This is a genomic window from Vreelandella subglaciescola, from assembly GCF_900142895.1.
GTDB lineage: Bacteria > Pseudomonadota > Gammaproteobacteria > Pseudomonadales > Halomonadaceae > Vreelandella > Vreelandella subglaciescola.
Genome location: NZ_LT670847.1, coordinates 1,193,931 through 1,211,501, shown reverse-complemented (window position 1 = coordinate 1,211,501; position 17,571 = coordinate 1,193,931). Strand labels below are relative to the sequence as shown.

Here is a 17,571-nt window from a genome sequence, read left to right as displayed (position 1 = left end):
CGGGACGTAAAACGCTCGTTCGGCGTCCTGATGAATAAGGCGGGTTAATAGGTCGATTAAGGTCGATCGTGAAATTCACTGCGCGGTTTTTTTACCGCTTTATCATACATTGAACAGGGGTTTCCATAGAGAATCTACATGGTATTCAGCGAACTCGAAGAGAAGAAAATTCAAAAAGCCGCGGCAGTATTTCTGGAAGCGTGTCGGCCGCCCGTGCATATCCGCTCGCAGTTAGATATTGACGTTCGCATTGCTGGCCAAAACGTGCAGGTTGTCGAGCTTCGCCCGGACATCCGCGAGCCTTCCAGAATTATCGAGTTACCGGTGGCAAAAGCCACCTACGTAAAAAAGCATCAATGCTGGAAACTCTACTGGATGCGCAGCGATCTAAAGTGGCATTCGTACACGCCCAAGCCCGAGGCACGCTCCGTTGAGGAGGTTTTTGCCGTGGTGAATGCCGACGAAAACGATTGTTTTTTCGGCTAGGAGGGCTAGTTTAGGGTCCCAATGCTTGCCTTCAAGAGCTCTCATCGAGCCGCGGGATTCTTGAACTCAGCATACATCTCGGCAAGGAGCACCGTATGTACTACATAGATGGCCCCGATGCGCTGCTGTGGGACGAGTACAAATACCGCCACGATCATATTTGGCAAAAGCTGTTTCAGATCACCATCGCCGTGGTGGTGCTGGGCGCGGTGCCGTACCTCAAGCCTGAAATTACCCAGGTGTTGAAAGGCTGGATTCTTATCGCGCCGCTGCTGGGCAGCATGCTGGCCTTGATCACGCTTGCGCTGATGCATTTTGAGCTGACGCTGTTTGCCAAAATTGCCGCGGCGCACCGCGCCCACCAGGAAGAAGCCGGCATTGTGCAGCACAGCCGGCGCAACTATTTCCGCTATCTGGTGCTGACCTACGTAAGCTTTTTGCTGCTGGTGAGCTTTGCCAACATTGCCGTGGTGCGCCTGCTGTGGCTGTAGCCGGGCTGAAGCGGGTGCTTACTCGCCGTGTTCCTTTGCGTAGGCGTCGAAGGCTTGTGTGAGAATTTCCCGGGCGTCGCTTGCGTCGCCAAAGCCGTCAAGCTGGATGTCGCCGCCGTCGGGGAGGTTTTTGTAGACGCGGAAAAAGGCGTTCAGGCGCTCGGCGTCCATCTTCGGCAGGTCGGCCATTTCCTTGATGTCGGCGTAGGTCGGGTCCACGTCGCTTGCCGGCACCGCAATGATCTTGTCGTCGGCTTCGCCGTCGTCAATCATGCGCAGCACGCCGATGGCGCGGGCCTTGATGACCGCACCGGGGTAGATGGCGTCCCGGGTGATGACCAGCGCGTCCAGCGGGTCGTTGTCGCCGCCGGTGGAGCTGGTGATTGAGCCGTAGTTGGCCGGGTAGCGCACCGGCATCGAAACGTAGCGGTCGACGATCAGCTGGCCGTTGTCGGCGTTGATTTCGTACTTGGTGAAGCTGCCGGCGGGGATTTCGTTGACCACGTGAAAGGTGTCCGGGGCGTCGTCGGTCTGGGGGTAGTCGAACACGTTCTGGGCGTGGGCGGCAGAGGCGGCGAGCAGGCCGGCGGCCGGGGGCAGCGTACGGCGAGAGACGTTAACTGCGTGCCATGACGCCCTGATGACAGCCGGTTCTCGGCTTACGGGCACTCCGGCGGTTCGGGGCTGGCGGATAAGCCAAGCTTGGTAAACCATGCCGTGGCATTGCCGCCGGTATTGTCGCCATCGCTCATCAGGGCGAGGCCGTCGATGCTGTCCGGGCTGCTTCCGAAGAGCCGTTGATAGTCGTCGCGGATATCCCGCACTTCGGCCACCCATTCGCCCACGCGGGCTTTGCCACTTTGCAGGGCCAGCAGCTGGGCGCGTGAGGTAAAAGCGTTGGGCCAGCTTGTGCCGGCCGGCTGGCTTGAGGCCCACACGTAGTTCACCGATTCCACTTGCCAGGGCAGCAGCCCCGTTTTGCGGGCTACATAGACCCTGGCCGGGTAATCGTCACCGGATTTTTGCGTTTCGTCGAGGCCTTTATAGATGCCCGATACCTGCCAGCACCAATGCAGGTAAGGCGTTTTTCCAAGGTCGATCTCGCGTTCCAGGTATTTGGCCGAGGCCTGTTTTTGGGCGCTGGCCTGGAGGAGTGGGGTGCCTTCCCGCTCGACGACTCGATAGCCGGTTTCTCCCTCGAAGGAGCGTGTCGGCCAGGCATTGATCTCGTACGGTGAGAACGTCAGGTCATCTTCCGCAATGACGGGAGCTGCCAGTAGCATTATCAGGCAGCAGGGGTAAAAGGGTTTGATCATGATTCACTCACTTGGCGAGAAGAAGTGGGGCGGTGGCGTGGCTCAGCACGTGGAAGATGCTGAACCGCACGTTCAATCAGTTACGTACAAACAGTCACGCAAAAACAGTGTAGCGGGGTGAGCTTGGCAGCGCCGGCTTTCCGCGTACGGCGAGCGGTATTTATCCTGCAAGCTACCTTCGGCGCTGTGTATCATGTGGCCCTTTTGCCATTTTCAGCATTTACGTGAGTGCGGCTGCATCGTCAATGAAGCTTCTCCGAGAATGCCACTTCTCAGGAGGTGCTAATGCTCGTTGAGCCGCGCGCGACCGATTAATCGAAGGAAGGCTCATGATTCAGGGACGCAGTATTCGACTTTTTCTGGTGGATGGCACGCCCAACGGCCTGCTTACCGCGGAGATCATGAACTGGACTGGCCGCGTGCTCACTAGCCCGCGCAGCAAGCTTAGTGAGCTAGTGCAGCGTCCGGAGTGCGGACGCACCGGAATTTACTTCCTTATCGGCCCTGACCCCGAGAATAGCCTGCGGCCGTTGATTTACATCGGCGAAAGCGACGACGTCGGCACGCGGCTCAAGCAGCATAACCGCCCGGAAGACAAGGGTGGCAAGGACTTCTGGGAGAAAGTGTGCCTGGTGACCAGTAAAGACCAGAACCTCACCAAGGCACACGTCAAATATTTGGAAAGCCTGCTGATCCAGAGTGCTGGCCAAATCGGCCGCTGCAGGCTGATGAATGGCACCGCCCACGAATACATCAGTCTGCCTGAGTCGGATCGTGCCGATATGGCATTCTTTGCGGAGCAGATCCGCACCGTGCTGCCGGTGCTGGGGTTGGATTTTCTGCGCGAGACAGCCCGTCCCTCAAGAGAACCTGAAGCGACGCTAGCGACGGAACCCGAGGTGTCCCCCCATTTCACCTTGGAAGTGCCGCGGCACGGCATCCGTGCCACAAGCCAGGAAATTGACGGTGAATTTTACGTCTTCAAAGGCTCCCTGGCCCGTGGTGCCTGGGCCGGTACTGAGCGTGGCTATCAGAGCCTCTATAATCAGCTTTGCGAGGATGGGGTGCTGACGGAAAGTAACGGTACGAAGATCTTCAACGTAGATCAGAGTTTTAACAGCCCCAGTGCAGCTGCTGCGGTAGTGTCGGGCCGTAGCGCCAACGGACGGACTTCCTGGAAGACGGAAGAAAGCGGTTTGACCTACGGCGACTGGCAGGACCAGCAGGTGAGTGAGGCGGTCAGAGAAGCAAGCAAATAGAAAAGGTACTGTCACATTCGTATTGATGATGCAGATCATAAAGACATGGAGCGTTATGAGATGAATCAACTTACCGTGCCTATCCAAAGTAGGGACGCCGACATCAAGTCCGCGATTGAGAATTATCTCCAAGCGCGCAAAGCGCTATTGGCGCTGGGTCGCGAGGTGCCGGAACGCATTGGCGGCAACGGTAATATCATTGGCCGTATCGGCGAGTTCCTCGGCATGCGTTTTCTGGAGGCCTTGGGCTATGCGCCATGTAAAGCCGAGGGGCTGTCTAATCCTGGCTATGATCTGATCGAAGGCGATGCTTTTATTCAGGTAAAGGCCATCACCCAAGAGAATCAGCGCGGTCGCAGCGTGCGCCTGACGCCAAGCTGGAACCAGCTTTTGCTGATTGAGTTGGGCGAGCACTACACGCCGATCCGTATTGGTTTGCTTACCAGGAAACAGTAGCAGAAAGCCATATATGATGGCTTTGCCAAAACTCAGTTGCCCGTCGTCAGGCTCTCGATGCTCGGTCCTAAAGGGCTGATTGGCCTTTATGGTCGGGTGCGTGGCCGTGAGGAAATTGAGGCGCTTGGTGTTTGAAGCATGTCGCTATGCGGCCCGCTCTGCATTCGTCGTCTTTCCTACACCACCTTCCCACTCAGCACGTTTTTAACGTGCTCAAGCGCAAAGTCGTGGCCTGCCTGATTGAAGCTGGCAACGCCTTGGCGATGAACAACGATGTCAAAGCCCTTGTTGTAGGCATCCATCGCCGTGTGCAGGATGCAGATGTCGGTGCAAACGCCCACGAGATGCAGCTGGGTAATGCCGCGCTCGCGTAGCTTGAGTTCAAGCGGCGTGCCGACAAAGGCGCTGTAGCGGGTTTTGTCGAAATAGTGCACGTAGGGCAGATGTTTGTGCTGGTCGTAGACGCCGGCGAGCTTGCCGTAGAGGTCGCGCCCGGCAGTGTTCATAATGTTGTGCGGCGGAAAAAGCTTGGCTTCCGGGTGATGAGGGTCATCGTCCAGGTGGGCATCAATGGCGAAGAAGACGTCATCGCCGGCCTGGATAAACGCTTCGGTAATCCCGACGATGCTGTCTTCCAGTGCTTGCCCCGGCGCGCCGCAGGAAAGCTTGCCGTCGTCGGCGACAAAGTCGTGGGTGTAGTCGATATTCAGCAAGGCCTTGTGGCTCATGTGGCGCTCCTGTGATGAGTGGGCTATGGCTTACCATAGTGGGACGAGCCGATGAAGAAGGGCAACCCGTGAGGCAGCGGTTGTGCGGCCTGCTGCCAATAAGAAATTGGTTTCTCTATCATATATCCGTATCTTAAGGATAAAAGTGAACCGTGCTGGCGGCACACCGCCGTGCGGACTTTCTCACTCAGGTCGCGAAATACGCGTCTCACTTATTTCTGGTCGACGGGAGGGGAGCCAATGGGACAAACGACGCTGGATATGCTGCCTTTCCAGGGGTTCGAGTCGGCAAGCCGCGCCGTGCTTGGCTTTCTTCGAGGTCGCATCGACATGGGCCTGTGGATGATGACCAGGACAGAGGGGGCCGAGTGGATCGTGCTGCAGGCTGATGACCGGTCGTATGGCATACAGGACGGGGCTGTTTTTCAATGGGCGGACAGCTTCTGCTCGCGCATGGTGGGCGGTGACGGGCCAAGAGTTGCCCCCAGCTCCGCCGAAATCCCCGTGTTTGTCGAGGCGTTGATCAATGAACAGGCTGAAATCGGGGCCTATATTGGCGTTCCCGTGTGTAAGGACGACGGCAGCCTGTTCGGTACGCTCTGTGCGATCGATCCCAAAGAGCAGGCGGAGTCGCTTCGAAACGAGCTGCCCTTGATTGAACTGTGTGGCAAGCTGTTGGGAACTATTTTGTCTCACGAGCTCAGAACGGTCGAGCAGGAGAGGATGTTGGAGCGCAGTCGGCGTGATGCCATCACTGATTGCCTGACCGGGATTTTTAATCGCCACGGCTGGGAGTCCGTGATCGCCCATGAAGAAGCGCGGGCCAGCCGGTACGGCAGTCCCACTGGTATTGCGGTGCTTGATCTGGATAACCTCAAGGAAATCAACGATACCCAAGGGCATGCCGCGGGGGACGACCTGCTGCGCCGTACGGCACAAGTACTGAACAGTGCCGTGCGTCAGGGCGACATTGTCGCCCGGTTTGGCGGCGATGAATTCGGCGTGCTCTGCGTGGAGTGCAATGGCCTCGAGCTGAATAACGTCGTCGACCGTATTCGTGAGGCGCTTGCCCATGCCGGCATTATGGCGTCTATCGGCTGGGCGACACGCCAACCCCAGCTCGGGCTCCAGCATGCCGTTCGCGAGGCAGATCGCAGTATGTATCAGGAGAAGGCATCACGCCGCTCTCTGCAGTAGCTCGACGCCTCCGGCCGGCTCGGAGGCGAAATTGCATGTTCCCTGCTTGGAGTGGCCATTATTCGGACTGCACGGCTCGGCTTTTTTCCGTCCGTTCATCGCTCGTCGCGGATCGGCAGGCACGGCCTGCAAGAATAGCGGCGTTGCAAAGCGCTGGGCGCACGAGATCGTCGCTTGAGAGATCAAGCGCGGCAAGATACGCGAGGCTGCTGGAAGGGCGGTTGTGATGCGGCTGGGTACGATGGGTCATGGTCGGCTCCTTTACCCCTGCGTGCTGCGGCTAAGGCGCGGCACAGAAAAGTTCGGCTAGCGCCGACCCAGGGGAATGAAGCCGTACGCCGCTTTAGCTGTATTTGTATTCCGCCCGCAAGTTGGTTGCTTAAATCGGCGGTGCTGCTGCATCTGTTGAGCATCAACCATAAAAAGTCGTGCGCCGGGTGTCAAGCACTTGGGGGATGCGTCAGGCGTTTTGGGCGTGTCGTGGCGATGCTGTGTTAATTCCGCCTCACTTCGGCAAACTTTGTGAAATCTGCGTGCATGCCTTCAAGGTGTGCTCGGGCTTGGGTATTCTCTGGTCATCACGCTAAGCACATACGCTAGCGAACAGACACAAGGCTCGCGCCTGGGAGAGTAATGATGAGCAAATCCATCGTGGTAGGGTCAACGCTTGCGATACTGGGGCTGGGTGGCCTGGCATTTGGCGCGTGGCAGATTCAGGAACAGCCCGACGGGCCGCGTTACGCCGAGATTGTTGACGTGGAGGCGCTGACCCGCACCGTCGAGACGCCGCGAGAAGTGTGCGAAAACGTGCAGGTACAGCAGCCCGTTCAGCAGCAGTCGCAGCCACAAGCGAGAAGCAGCGATCCGAACAAGCTGTTGGGCTCGGCCGCCGGTGCCGTAGTTGGTGGCCTGCTGGGGAATCAGGTGGGCGGCGGCAGCGGCAAGAAAATTGCCACGGCTGCCGGTGCCATCGGCGGTGCCCTGGCCGGGCGCGAGGTGCAGGATCGGGTGGAAAACCGGCAGCGTGCCCAGGCCGGGCAGTCTCAGCCGCAGACGCGCACGGTCACCCGTGAAGAATGCCGCACGGTGGTAGACACCCACCAGGAAACCGAAGGCTACGACGTCTCATGGCGCGACGGTGAAAGCGTGCGCACTACTCGCCTTGAGAACAAGCCTGACGGTGAACGCGTACTACTGGAAAACGGCTCGCCCGACTGGCGCAATACGCGCGAAGGGTAGCAGGACGTGCAATAGCCTGCGCTGTTGATGCAAAACCCGCCGCCAGGCGGGTTTTTTGGTTTCAGAACGTGGCCGCATCCGCCGGCCTGCGCGTAGCGAAATAATCTCTGTCCATTGTTAATTCATGAACTAACGTTCGCGGGAAGAATAAAAATGAGTAGTTGACCTTTCGGTCAGCTTTGAGTGAGACTCGGGATTCATCGCACACAACAAGCTGCGCTAACGCGCGATACACAAGGTGTGGTGAAACACGACGCAACGTTGAACGACTGCCTCCGGTACCTGAAAGGCACCTGAACCACAGCCGTGGGTAACCCTTCGTCACTACGGAGGGCGGTCTTTCCTGATGAGGAAAGTTTTCATGACCGATAACACTCGTACCTTGTGGGTGCGTAACCCGCTGGACTGCCTTGATAAAGAAGCACGGGGTGGCGTGGTGATACGCGGCACGCGCATCATCGAAAAAGTGGCCGCCGGTATGTGCCCTGAAACACCGGTGGACGAGGTGTTTGATGCCTCCCAGCACGTGCTGCTGCCGGGGTTGGTGAACACCCACCACCATTTCTACCAGACGCTGACCCGGGCGTATTCGCCGGCGCTTAACAAGGCGCTATTCCCCTGGCTGACCACGCTTTACGACGTCTGGGCACGGCTGGATGAAGAGCAGCTCAGCCTGGCCAGTGAGCTGGCCATGACCGAGCTGCTGATGTCCGGCTGCACCACGGTGGCCGACCATCACTACGTGTTTTCGGGCAAGCTGACCGGCGCCATTGATCGTCAGGTCGAAGCGGCCGAGCGGCTGGGCGTGCGCGCCTCGCTGACCCGCGGTTCCATGAGCGTAGGCAAGGATCAGGGCGGGCTGCCACCGCAGTCCGTGGTGCAGGACGAAGCGACCATTCTCAAGGACAGTGAGCGGCTGATCGAGCGCTATCACCAGCGTGGCGAAGGCGCGATGGTGACCGTTGCGCTGGCGCCGTGTTCGCCGTTTTCGGTTAGCCGCGAGCTGATGCGAGACAGCGCTCAGCTGGCCCGTGATAAAGACGTACGCCTGCATACCCACCTGGCCGAAACCCAGGACGAAACCGCTTATTGCGAGAAACTGTTCGGCATGCGCCCACTGGACTATCTGGAAGACTGCGGCTGGCTGTCTGATCGCACCTGGCTGGCCCACGGCATTTATTTCAACGACGACGAAATCCAGCGCCTGGGGCAGGCGGGCACCGGCATTGCCCACTGCCCGTCTTCCAATATGGTGCTGGGTTCTGGCATGTGTCGCACGCTGGATCTGGAGCGTGCCGGTGCGCCGGTGGGGCTGGCCGTAGACGGCTCGGCGTCCAACGATCACTCCAATTTGGCCGAAGAAATGCGTCAGGCGCTGCTGCTCGGAAGGCTGCGTTACGGCGCTGATCAGCTGTCTCACGAAACGGTGCTGCGCTGGGCCACACAAGGCAGCGCGGCGTGCCTGGGGCGTGACGACATTGGCGGGCTGGAGCCCGGCCAGCAGGCTGATCTGGCGCTCTTTACGCTGGATGAGGCGCGCTTTTCCGGCGCTGAAAACCCGCTGGCCGCGCTGCTGTTATGCGGGGCTCACCGGGCGGATCGCGTGATGGTTGCTGGGCGCTGGAAAGTGCAAGACGGCGCGCCCTGCGATGTTGATCTGGATGCACTGCTGCACCGCCATGATGCCGCTGCCCGGCGCCTGCGCGCCTAGTGGTATTTTTCTCTCCGACAACACGATGACGACGCAAACGGCGCCGGGCCAACGCCGGCGCCTATAACAACAATGGAAACTGGCAGGAGACATTTCGATGTCTGAAGTTAATACGCTATCCCATGACGCGAATGCGTCGGCTCCCAGCACCAATGCTGTAAACGCCATGCCGCCCTGGAGCAAGGCCATTCCGCTGGGCATTCAGCACGTGCTGGCAATGTTTGTCAGCAACGTGACGGTGCCTATTATCATCGCTAACGCCGCTGATCTTTCCGAGGCCAAGACCACGCTGATGATTCAGGCGGCGATGTTTGTGGCCGGGGTGGCGACGCTGATCCAGTCGCTGGGCATTGGCCGCATTGGGGCAAGACTGCCCATCGTGATGGGCACCAGCTTTGGTTTTGTGCCGATTTTGATTCCCATTGCCGTCGGTATGGGCGTGCCCGCCGCCCTGGGAGCAGCGCTGTGTGGGGGCTTGGCCATGGCAGTGGTGGGGCTGTTGTTGCCCTGGTTCCGGTTTCTGTTTCCGCCGGTGGTCACGGGCACGTTCGTGATCATGATCGGGATGCTGCTCATGCCGGTCGCCTTTGCCTACATCGGCGGCGGCTTCGGGGCGAGCGACTTTGGTGCGCCTCGCCATCTCATCATGGCATCGGTGGTGCTGATCGTCACCGTGGTCATGCACCAGTTCGGCCGGGGCATTTGGTCGGAAATCGCCCCGCTGGCCGGGCTGATTGTTGGTTATGTGGCAGCGCTGTTGCTGGGCGCCGTGGACTTTGCCAGCGTGGGCAAGGCCGAGTGGTTTTCCCTGCCCGTGCCGCTGGCCATTGGCATAGAGTTCAAGTTGGCGGCCATCCTGCCGGTGGTGCTGCTGTCGCTGGTGACCTGTGCGGAATCCATCGGCGATATCGTCGGCACCACGGCGGGCGGACTGAACCGCGAACCGACTGAGAAAGAGCTTTCCGGTGGCGTCATGGCCGACGGGCTGTGCAGCGTCTTCGCCGCCATTTTCAACGCCTACCCGCAAATCAGCTTTAGCCAGAACGTCGGCGTGGTCGCGCTGACCGGCGTGGTTAGCCGCTACGTGGTGGCCATCGGCGGGACGTTTCTGGTGCTGGCGGGGCTGTTCCCCAAAATGGGTGGCGTGGTCTCCAGCATTCCCAGCGCGGTACTCGGCGGGGCGGTGCTGATCATGTTCGGCATGATTGCCAGCGCGGGCATCAAGATGCTTAGCGGCATCGAGTTCAACAAGCGCAACATGGTGATCATCGGGCTTTCGCTTTCCGCAGCCATTGGCCTGCCGGCGCAGCAGGAGCTGTTTTCGGCGTATTCGGAAAACGTGCGCGCGATTATCGAATCCGGCCTGATTCCCGGTGCACTGATCGCCATTGTCCTGAACCTGATTCTGCCTCACCATACCGAGGGCGCCGAAAGCGTTTAAGGCCAAGGGCTTAAAAATAAATCCTTGATAATGAGCCTTTACGCAATGCAGTGATGAATCAAAAGCGCCCGCTATCGGCATACGGTAGCGGGCGCTTTTGCGTTGAAGGGACGTTTTACCCGCCGGTGGGTGACAGGTGGTATTCCAAAATCGTGCTGGACTGGCGCAGGTGAGTGGCAAGCCGGGCGATGTTTTTGCGGTCGTGGGTCTGCAGCACCATATAGTAGTGAAACAGCTGACCATTATTACTCAGCCGGTAGCTCATGGTTCTGACCTTGCAGCCGTGCTCGGTAATCATGCGGCGTACCTGATCCTCCTCTTCCACAGCGTCGATGGGGTAGCAAAGCTCATGATCGGCAAACAGCTCGCTTGGCATCAGCGATTCCACACGGCGAAACAGCGACAGCGTCAGCAGCGTGGCGACCGTTGCCACCACGGCGGGAAACATAAACCCTACCCCGAACAGAATGCCCAGCGCCGACGTCATCCAGATCGACGCGGCGGTGGTCAGGCCGTGCACCGTCAGCCCTTCCTTGAAAATCACGCCGGCGCCAAGAAAGCCGATGCCGGTCATGATGCCCTGCGCCATGCGGGTCGGGTCGGCGCGGATCGACGACATCGGCAGGCTCGGGTCTACCCACTGAGCCTGGTGCGTGGAAACCAGCATCAATAGCGCCGAGGCCGCACACACCAGTGCGTGGGTACGAAAACCCGCCGGGCGCCCGTGAAAGCTGCGCTCCAGGCCAATCAGGCTGCCGGCCAGCCATGCGGCACCGAGGTAGAGCAAAATCGTAAAAGCATCGTCAGACATCGGCGTCTCCTTGCCGTGAGGGTTTGCGCATGAGGCGTTTTCAGCATGAAGGTTTAAGCCGGCGAACGTAAGCATGAGCGTGTAAACATACGCACGTAAGCAGCCAGGTACGTAAGAAACTCATCATTTGAAAGCATCACTTCAGTAGCATAGTGCGGCGGTGGTGGTTTGTCTTTCGTGCGCCAACGAGCGGTTTTCATGGCGTTATACATACATAAGTGTATGATAATTGCGCATCAGCGTACGTCGCTGATACGTCACGGTTAACTTCATCTTTGCCAGGAAATCATGCCATGTTCCAAAAATCCGGTGTGCTACTCGCTTCAGCGGCGCTGTTTGCTTTCAGCCAGAGCGCTATGGCGCTAAGTTTTTCGGCCAATGCTCACGAAAACGGCTACGGCGTTCAGGCCAGCCAGTCGATACTGCCCACGATACGCGCCGGGGTGGGATACTTTACCTCGGATGACAGCGGCCACCACGCGGATGTGTATTCCGGCTCGCTGATGTTTTTACCGCCGCTGCCGCTGTTTGATGTTGAAGTGGGCGCCCGCTATCAGTATCAGGATACCTACTACGGTAATGGCGGCGGCGTAGGGCTTGGCGGCTCGGTGTTTATCCCCACGCCGATTCCCCTGCTCAAGCTGGGTGGCTACGGCTTTTATACGCCCGAAGGGCTGACTCAGGGCAACCTCAAGGAAAGCTATGATTACGGCGCCGAAGCGCGCATTAAGCTGACCTCGCAGACCTATGCCTTCGGCGGTTACCGTTACTACCGCACCGAGTTTGATAACCAGAGCGCGCGCACGCTGGATAGCGGTGCGGTATTTGGCGTTAGCGTCGGGTTTTAAGCGACTGGCCGGATTGACTCATTTTTTAACGTGACACCAGTGCGGGCGATTGATTATCGTGTTGGCCTCTGTGGAACAGGCAGATGTATAAAAACATTAAATCGCTATAGGGAACGTCACGATGAGTGCAGTCGTTTTGCTGGCGCTGGGGCTTGGCCTGATGGCGCTTGGGTACTTTGTGTACTCGAAATTTATCGCCGAGAAGATATTCCGGCTTGATCCGGACTTTAAAACGCCGGCTCACGAGTTCGAGGACGGTGTGGATTTTGTGCCCACCAACCGCTACGTGCTCTGGGGCCACCACTTTACCTCGGTAGCCGGTGCCGCGCCCATTGTGGGGCCGGCTATTGCGGTGATCTGGGGGTGGCTGCCGGCCTTTTTGTGGGTGAGCATCGGCACCGTGGTGTTTGCCGGCGTGCACGATACCGGCGCGGTATGGGCCAGCGTGCGCAACAAGGCGCGTTCGGTGGGCTCGCTGACCGGGGATGTGGTCGGTAAACGCGCGCGCAGCGTGTTCATGATCGTGATCTTTTTGCTGCTGCTGATGGTTAACGCGGTATTTGCCGTGGTGATTGCCGGGCTGATGATGAAGTTCTCCAGCGCGGTGGTACCGGTCTGGGGCGCGATTCTGGTGGCGCTGATTATTGGACAGCTGATTTACCGGCGCATTCTGAGCCTGGCGGTCGTCTCGGTAATTGGCGTGGTCGCGCTGTATGCGCTGATCGGTATCGGGCCGTCGGTGCCGGTACAAATGCCCGAGCAGGTGGGCGCGCTGTCGGGTAACGCCGTATGGATTCTGATCCTGTTTGGCTATGCCGCCATTGCCTCGCTGTTGCCGGTGTGGATGCTGTTGCAGCCGCGCGATTACATCAACGGCCTGCAGCTGTTTATCGGTCTGATTATTCTTTACGGCGCGCTGGTGATGTTCAACCCCGCGCTGGTCGCGCCGATGTACAACACCAACCTGCCCGAAGGCACGCCGTCGATGCTGCCGCTATTGTTCGTCACTATTGCCTGCGGGGCCATTTCCGGCTTCCACGGTCTGGTGGCTGGCGGTACGACGTCCAAACAGCTTAATAAAGAGACTGATGCACGCTTTGTTGGCTACTTTGGCGCGGTGGGTGAAGGCATGCTGGCGCTGGGCGCGATTCTTGCCGCCACCGCCGGCTTTGCCACCTACGGTGAGTGGAGCGCCATGTACGATGCATTCGGCAAGGGCGGCGTTAACGCCTTTGTGGAAGGCGGCGCCTACATCATCAGCAACGGCATTGGCCTGCCGGAAACCACTGCAGCCACGCTTCTGACCGTGATGGCCGCGCTGTTTGCCGGCACCACCATGGATACCGGCCTGCGCCTGCAGCGCTACATCTTCCAGGAATGGGGCGAAATCTATAACCAGCAGTGGATGAAAAAGCCCGCGATAGCGACGCTTCTGGCGGTCGTCTCCTGCCTGGTGCTGGCCTTTGGTGCCGGTGCAGATGGCTCCGGTGGCTTGATCATCTGGCCGCTGTTTGGCACCACCAACCAGCTGCTGGCAGGGCTTACGCTGCTGGTGGTCACGGTGATACTGGTGCGTCTGGGCCGCCCCATGTGGTACACCCTGGCGCCGCTGATTTTCTTGATGGTGATGACGGTGCTGGCGCTGTTTGCCCAGCTGAAAAGCTTCTACGAAGCCGAAAACTACTTCCTGCTGGGGCTGGATATCGTGGTGCTGGTGGCCTCGATTCTAGTGGCGATGGAGTGCGCCGCAGCGCTTAAACGTGTGCGTCAGGAAAAAGTCGACGCCACCTCCTGACACTGTCTTCTGACACTGTGCTAACACGTCCTGTATCAAGGAGGTCTTATGCGTGACGACGACCTCTCACGGCGGGAAAAACTCAAGGCCTGGCTCAGCCAGGCCCGTTATCTTGCCGAAGAGTATTACAGCGCCCCGTATCGGGGCGCTATCGCCCGTGCCAAACGCGACGAAGACGATCTGTTCATGCTCATGGTGTTTTCCGAACTGATGGGCGTGCCCAATCCGGTCGCTTATTACACCATCGAACTGCAGCCGCTGATGCTTGAGCGTTTTCACGACTGGCATTTGCGCATGGGCATGGAGCATTCGCCGCTGGATGATTTTCGCTGTTGCTGACTCTTTTACAATCCCGAAAGGCCAACCATGAAACAACTTCTTGATCGCCGTCTGCTGTGGGTGGGCGGCAAGGGTGGCGTGGGCAAAACCAGCGTGGCGGCTTCGCTTGCGCTTTTGTCTGCGAAGCGCGGGCGCAAAACGCTGGTGGTATCCACCGACCCGGCGCACAGCCTGGGCGATGTGTTTGACCGCGCGCTGGGCGATGCGCCGCGCCGGTTGGCGCCTGACCTTGATGCGATGGAGATTGATCCCGACGCTGAGGTCGAGGCGCACCTGCAACGCGTTACCAGCCAGATGCGCCGCTTTACCGTGCCGCGGATGATGGACGAAATGGAGCGCCAGATGCGTCTTTCGCGCCAGTCGCCGGGCACCCAGGAGGCGGCGCTGTTGGAGCGCATCGCGCGGCTGGTCACCGAAGAGGGCGAAGGGTATGACCTGATCGTCTTCGATACCGCGCCCACCGGCCACACGCTGCGCCTGTTGAGCCTGCCCGAAGCCATGGCCGCCTGGACCGATGGGCTGCTGGCGCACAGTCGTAAATCGGAAGAGTTGGGTAAGGTGCTCAAACACCTGACGCCCAAAGGTGGCCAGGACATTGCCTCGCCGTTTGCCGATCCCACCCAGGACGCCGACAGCGACCTTGATGACCGCGCCCGCTCGATCGCCGATACCCTGAAGCGCCGGCGCCGTCTATTTATGCAGGCGCGCCGCGCCGTGGAAGACAGCGCCGTCAGCAACTTTATTTTCGTGATGACGCCGGAGCGGTTGCCGATTCTGGAAACCGGGCGTTCGGTCGCGGCGCTGAAAGAAGCGGGGATTCCCGTGGCGGCAACGCTGGTGAACCGCGTCATTCCCGAAAATGCCGACGGCGAGTTTTTACGCCGCCGCCGCGAACAGGAAGCGCAGTACCTCGCGCGCATTGACCGGGAGCTGGGGGATTATCCGCGCCCCCGCCTGCCGATGCTGGAAACCGACGTTCAGGGGCTGGAGATTCTTGAGGAGCTAGCCGGTCACCTCGAACAGGCCGGTTTCTAGCTTAAAACCCTCTAGACCTTAAAACCATTTAGCCGCCACTTGGCGCATGGACTCGGTGATGACGTGCTTGGCGTCGGCGTCGCCCTTGAACATCGAACTCATAAAGCCCTTGGCCTGCTCAAAGCTGATGTGCGGCGGCAGCGGGGCGATTTCAGCATCCGTGTAGGCGTTGATGACCACCGGACGGTCGGCCGACAGCGCCTCAGCCCAAACGCGTTCGATATCCTCGGGGCGCTCCAGCCGCAGGCCTTTCAACCCCAAAAGTTCGGCGTATTCGTCGTAGGCGAAGTCGGGAACATCCTGCGAGGTGGCAAAGCGGGGGTTGCCTTCCATCACTCGCTGTTCCCAGCTGACCTGACTCAAATCGCGGTTGTTGAGCACCAGCACCACGGCGGTGGGGTTGTCCCATTCCTGCCAGTATTTCGCCAGGCTGATCAGCCCCTGGTTACCCAGCATCTGCATGGCGCCGTCGCCTACCATGGCGATCCCCGGGCGCTCGGGGTAGGCGAACTTGGCGGCAATCAGGTAGGGCACGCCGTTACCCATTGACGCCAGCCCACCGGATACCGAGCCAATCACCCCGCGCTTTATTTTCAAATGGCGGGCGTACCAGTTAGTACCCGAACCCACGTCGCAGGCGAGCAGGGCCTTCTCTGGCATCTGGCGTGAAAGCCCGGCAAATACCGCCTGCGGGTTGATCGGGTCGGCCTTGATTTGGGCGTGCTTGTCCATCAGCGCCCACCAGTCGCGGGTTTTCTCGATCAGCGTATTTTGCCACTTGCGGTCGTCTTTGCGCGAGACTCGCTCGGTTAGAGCCGCCACCGTGCCGCGGGCATCGCCTGCCAGATTGACCTCGGTGGGGTAGCGAATGCCCAGCGCTTCGGCATCGATGTCGATCTGCACCGCCCGCGCCTGGCCTTCCACGGGCAGGAACTCGGCGTAGGGGAAGCGGGTACCGATCATCAGCAGGGTATCGCAGCCGGCCATCATGTCGGCGCTAGGCTCGGTGCCCAAAAGACCCACCGTGCCGGTCACATATTCGACGTCGTCGGAGAACATGGTTTTGGCCAGCAGCGCCTTGGCTACGCCCGCACCGAGCTTGTCGGCAAGCGCAAGCACTTCGTCAACGGCATGCTTACAGCCGGCGCCGGCGAGAATAGCGACTTTTTTACCGGCGTTTAATAGCTCGGCGGCGTCGTTAAGGTCGGCGGCATCGGGCAGGGTGTGCGGTATACGATAGCCGCTGCCGGAAAATACCGCGCCGTGTTCGCGGGGCGGGTTGACCATGGGCAGGTCTTGCACGTCATTGGGTACGATGATGGCCGTGACCGTGCGCCGGGCAATGGCGATGCGGATGGCCTGATCAATCAGATGGCGCGCCTGCGCCGGGTCGCTGACCATATGGACGTAGTCACCGGCTACGTCCTTGTAGAGCGAGAGCAGGTCGATTTCCTGCTGGTAGTCGGTGCCCAGGCTCATACGCGCCTGTTGGCCGACAATCGCCACTGTCGGCATGTGGTCTTTCTTGGCGTCGTAAAGGCCGTTGAGCAAATGCACGGCACCCGGGCCCGAGGTGGCAATACATACGCCTACCTCGCCGGTAAACTTGGCGTGTGCGCTGGCCATGAAGGCGGCCAGCTCCTCGTGGCGCGGCTGTACCATGCGCGGGTTGCCCTCGGCGCGGCGCAGAGCCTCCATCATGCCGTTGATGCCGTCGCCTGAGTAGCCGTAAACGCGGTGAATGTTCCACTCGCGTAGCCGTTTGACGATAAAATCACTGACGGTATCGGTCATTCGCTAGCTCCTTCTTCACCGATGAAAAAAGACGGCCGCACATGCTGTGCGGCCGTCGCGGTGCTAAAAGTGGTCGGCTCTGGCTAGCTGCCAGGCCTCAGCGTATTCTTCCGGCACCTCATTGCGTAGAAACGCACCGGCTTCAATCGTCGGATGGAGGGAGGTGCACGGGCGCGACGGGCCTTTGAGCGAGCGGCGGAAAATATGCTGGGGGCCGAGCTCGTCGGGGCTATCCAGCCCCTGCGTGCCGACAATATCCATGAACGAGGCGATGGTGGCCTTGTGGTAGTTGTGTACCCGTTCGGCCTTGGTGTCCACGTCAAGCGAGCGGCTGCGCGCCGGGTTCTGGGTGGTAACGCCGGTGGGGCAGGTGTTGGTGTGGCAACGCAGCGCCTGAATGCAGCCGACCGAGAACATGAACGGGCGGGCAGCGTTGCACATGTCCGCGCCGAGGGCGAGCTTTTCCACCATGTCAAAACCCATCGCCACCTTGCCGCTGGCGATCACGGTGATCTCGTCGCGCTTGCCGATACCCACCAAGGTGTTATCCCGCCTTATTCATCAGGACGCCGAACGAGCGTTTTACGTCCCGTGGTGACCGGGACCGACCGGCTTTTATGTCATA

At 59.6% G+C, this 17,571-nt stretch carries 19 protein-coding genes; 12 read left to right on the top strand and 7 right to left on the bottom strand.

Annotated features, from left to right (window positions below):
• Positions 1 to 138: 138 nt before the first annotated feature.
• Both B5495_RS05605 and B5495_RS05600 read left to right on the top strand, forming a co-directional pair.
• Positions 139 to 486: a DUF3024 domain-containing protein gene (locus B5495_RS05605; RefSeq protein WP_079552014.1), complete on the top strand. Its 348-nt coding sequence runs from the start codon at positions 139 to 141 to the stop codon at positions 484 to 486.
• A gap of 95 nt (positions 487 to 581) precedes the next feature.
• Entirely contained in the window at positions 582 to 977 is a 396-nt protein-coding gene (locus B5495_RS05600) for a hypothetical protein (RefSeq protein ID WP_079552013.1), read from the top strand.
• A gap of 18 nt (positions 978 to 995) precedes the next feature.
• Here B5495_RS05600 and B5495_RS05595 read toward each other — a convergent pair whose 3' ends face one another.
• Together B5495_RS05595 and B5495_RS05590 are read right to left on the bottom strand one after the other, a co-directional pair.
• Positions 996 to 1,646, bottom strand: coding sequence for an inorganic diphosphatase (locus B5495_RS05595; protein ID WP_231897235.1), 651 nt, complete (start codon positions 1,644 to 1,646; stop codon positions 996 to 998).
• Entirely contained in the window at positions 1,637 to 2,293 is a 657-nt protein-coding gene (locus tag B5495_RS05590; protein ID WP_079552009.1) for a DUF3047 domain-containing protein, read from the bottom strand. The genes B5495_RS05595 and B5495_RS05590 overlap by 10 nt, the downstream gene beginning before the upstream one ends.
• Positions 2,294 to 2,622: 329 nt before the next feature.
• Here B5495_RS05590 and B5495_RS05585 point away from each other — a divergent pair, with 329 nt between their 5' ends.
• Positions 2,623 to 3,552 (top strand): GIY-YIG nuclease family protein, encoded by a 930-nt coding sequence (locus B5495_RS05585; protein WP_079552008.1) that lies wholly within the window; start codon positions 2,623 to 2,625, stop codon positions 3,550 to 3,552.
• A gap of 60 nt (positions 3,553 to 3,612) precedes the next feature.
• Positions 3,613 to 4,008 (top strand): hypothetical protein, encoded by a 396-nt coding sequence (locus B5495_RS05580; RefSeq protein WP_079552006.1) that lies wholly within the window; start codon positions 3,613 to 3,615, stop codon positions 4,006 to 4,008.
• 176 nt (positions 4,009 to 4,184) lie between these two features.
• Here B5495_RS05580 and B5495_RS05575 read toward each other — a convergent pair whose 3' ends face one another.
• The gene (locus B5495_RS05575) at positions 4,185 to 4,736 is read right to left on the bottom strand and encodes a cysteine hydrolase family protein (RefSeq protein ID WP_079552004.1); all 552 of its coding nucleotides are present in this window, start codon (positions 4,734 to 4,736) and stop codon (positions 4,185 to 4,187) included.
• Positions 4,737 to 4,976: 240 nt separating this feature from the next.
• Between B5495_RS05575 and B5495_RS05570 the strand changes: the two genes are divergently transcribed.
• Entirely contained in the window at positions 4,977 to 5,933 is a 957-nt protein-coding gene (locus B5495_RS05570) for a GGDEF domain-containing protein (protein WP_172824529.1), read from the top strand.
• Between the two features lie 58 nt (positions 5,934 to 5,991).
• Here B5495_RS05570 and B5495_RS05565 read toward each other — a convergent pair whose 3' ends face one another.
• A complete protein-coding gene (locus B5495_RS05565; RefSeq protein WP_079552002.1) occupies positions 5,992 to 6,183 on the bottom strand; it encodes a hypothetical protein in 192 nt (63 codons plus the stop codon).
• Between the two features lie 386 nt (positions 6,184 to 6,569).
• Here B5495_RS05565 and B5495_RS05560 point away from each other — a divergent pair, with 386 nt between their 5' ends.
• From B5495_RS05560 to B5495_RS05550, 3 genes are all read left to right on the top strand, one after another.
• The gene (locus B5495_RS05560) at positions 6,570 to 7,172 is read left to right on the top strand and encodes a glycine zipper 2TM domain-containing protein (protein WP_079552001.1); all 603 of its coding nucleotides are present in this window, start codon (positions 6,570 to 6,572) and stop codon (positions 7,170 to 7,172) included.
• A 361-nt stretch (positions 7,173 to 7,533) separates the two neighbouring features.
• The gene (locus B5495_RS05555; protein ID WP_079551999.1) at positions 7,534 to 8,883 is read left to right on the top strand and encodes an 8-oxoguanine deaminase; all 1,350 of its coding nucleotides are present in this window, start codon (positions 7,534 to 7,536) and stop codon (positions 8,881 to 8,883) included.
• A 97-nt stretch (positions 8,884 to 8,980) separates the two neighbouring features.
• Positions 8,981 to 10,324 carry a uracil-xanthine permease family protein gene (locus B5495_RS05550; RefSeq protein ID WP_079551997.1) on the top strand — a complete coding sequence of 448 codons (1,344 nt, stop codon included), beginning with the start codon at positions 8,981 to 8,983 and terminating at the stop codon, positions 10,322 to 10,324.
• 115 nt (positions 10,325 to 10,439) lie between these two features.
• Here B5495_RS05550 and B5495_RS05545 read toward each other — a convergent pair whose 3' ends face one another.
• Positions 10,440 to 11,135 (bottom strand): MgtC/SapB family protein, encoded by a 696-nt coding sequence (locus tag B5495_RS05545; protein ID WP_079551995.1) that lies wholly within the window; start codon positions 11,133 to 11,135, stop codon positions 10,440 to 10,442.
• A gap of 293 nt (positions 11,136 to 11,428) precedes the next feature.
• Here B5495_RS05545 and B5495_RS05540 point away from each other — a divergent pair, with 293 nt between their 5' ends.
• The 4 genes from B5495_RS05540 to B5495_RS05525 all read left to right on the top strand — a co-directional run bounded on the left by B5495_RS05540 (position 11,429) and on the right by B5495_RS05525 (position 15,152).
• On the top strand, positions 11,429 to 11,983 hold the full coding sequence (locus B5495_RS05540) for a YfaZ family outer membrane protein (RefSeq protein WP_079551994.1): 555 nt from the start codon (positions 11,429 to 11,431) through the stop codon (positions 11,981 to 11,983).
• 121 nt (positions 11,984 to 12,104) lie between these two features.
• On the top strand, positions 12,105 to 13,778 hold the full coding sequence (locus tag B5495_RS05535) for a carbon starvation CstA family protein (protein ID WP_079551992.1): 1,674 nt from the start codon (positions 12,105 to 12,107) through the stop codon (positions 13,776 to 13,778).
• A 48-nt stretch (positions 13,779 to 13,826) separates the two neighbouring features.
• Positions 13,827 to 14,117 (top strand): cory-CC-star protein, encoded by a 291-nt coding sequence (locus tag B5495_RS05530; RefSeq protein ID WP_079551990.1) that lies wholly within the window; start codon positions 13,827 to 13,829, stop codon positions 14,115 to 14,117.
• 27 nt (positions 14,118 to 14,144) lie between these two features.
• Positions 14,145 to 15,152, top strand: a complete 1,008-nt coding sequence (locus tag B5495_RS05525) for an ArsA family ATPase (protein WP_079551988.1) — start codon at positions 14,145 to 14,147, stop codon at positions 15,150 to 15,152.
• Between the two features lie 18 nt (positions 15,153 to 15,170).
• Here the strand turns inward: B5495_RS05525 and B5495_RS05520 are convergent, their stop codons facing one another.
• Together B5495_RS05520 and B5495_RS05515 are read right to left on the bottom strand one after the other, a co-directional pair.
• The gene (locus B5495_RS05520; protein ID WP_079551986.1) at positions 15,171 to 16,946 is read right to left on the bottom strand and encodes a thiamine pyrophosphate-requiring protein; all 1,776 of its coding nucleotides are present in this window, start codon (positions 16,944 to 16,946) and stop codon (positions 15,171 to 15,173) included.
• A 63-nt stretch (positions 16,947 to 17,009) separates the two neighbouring features.
• Positions 17,010 to 17,483: a glutamate synthase-related protein gene (locus B5495_RS05515; RefSeq protein ID WP_231897234.1), complete on the bottom strand. Its 474-nt coding sequence runs from the start codon at positions 17,481 to 17,483 to the stop codon at positions 17,010 to 17,012.
• Positions 17,484 to 17,571 lie beyond the last annotated feature (88 nt).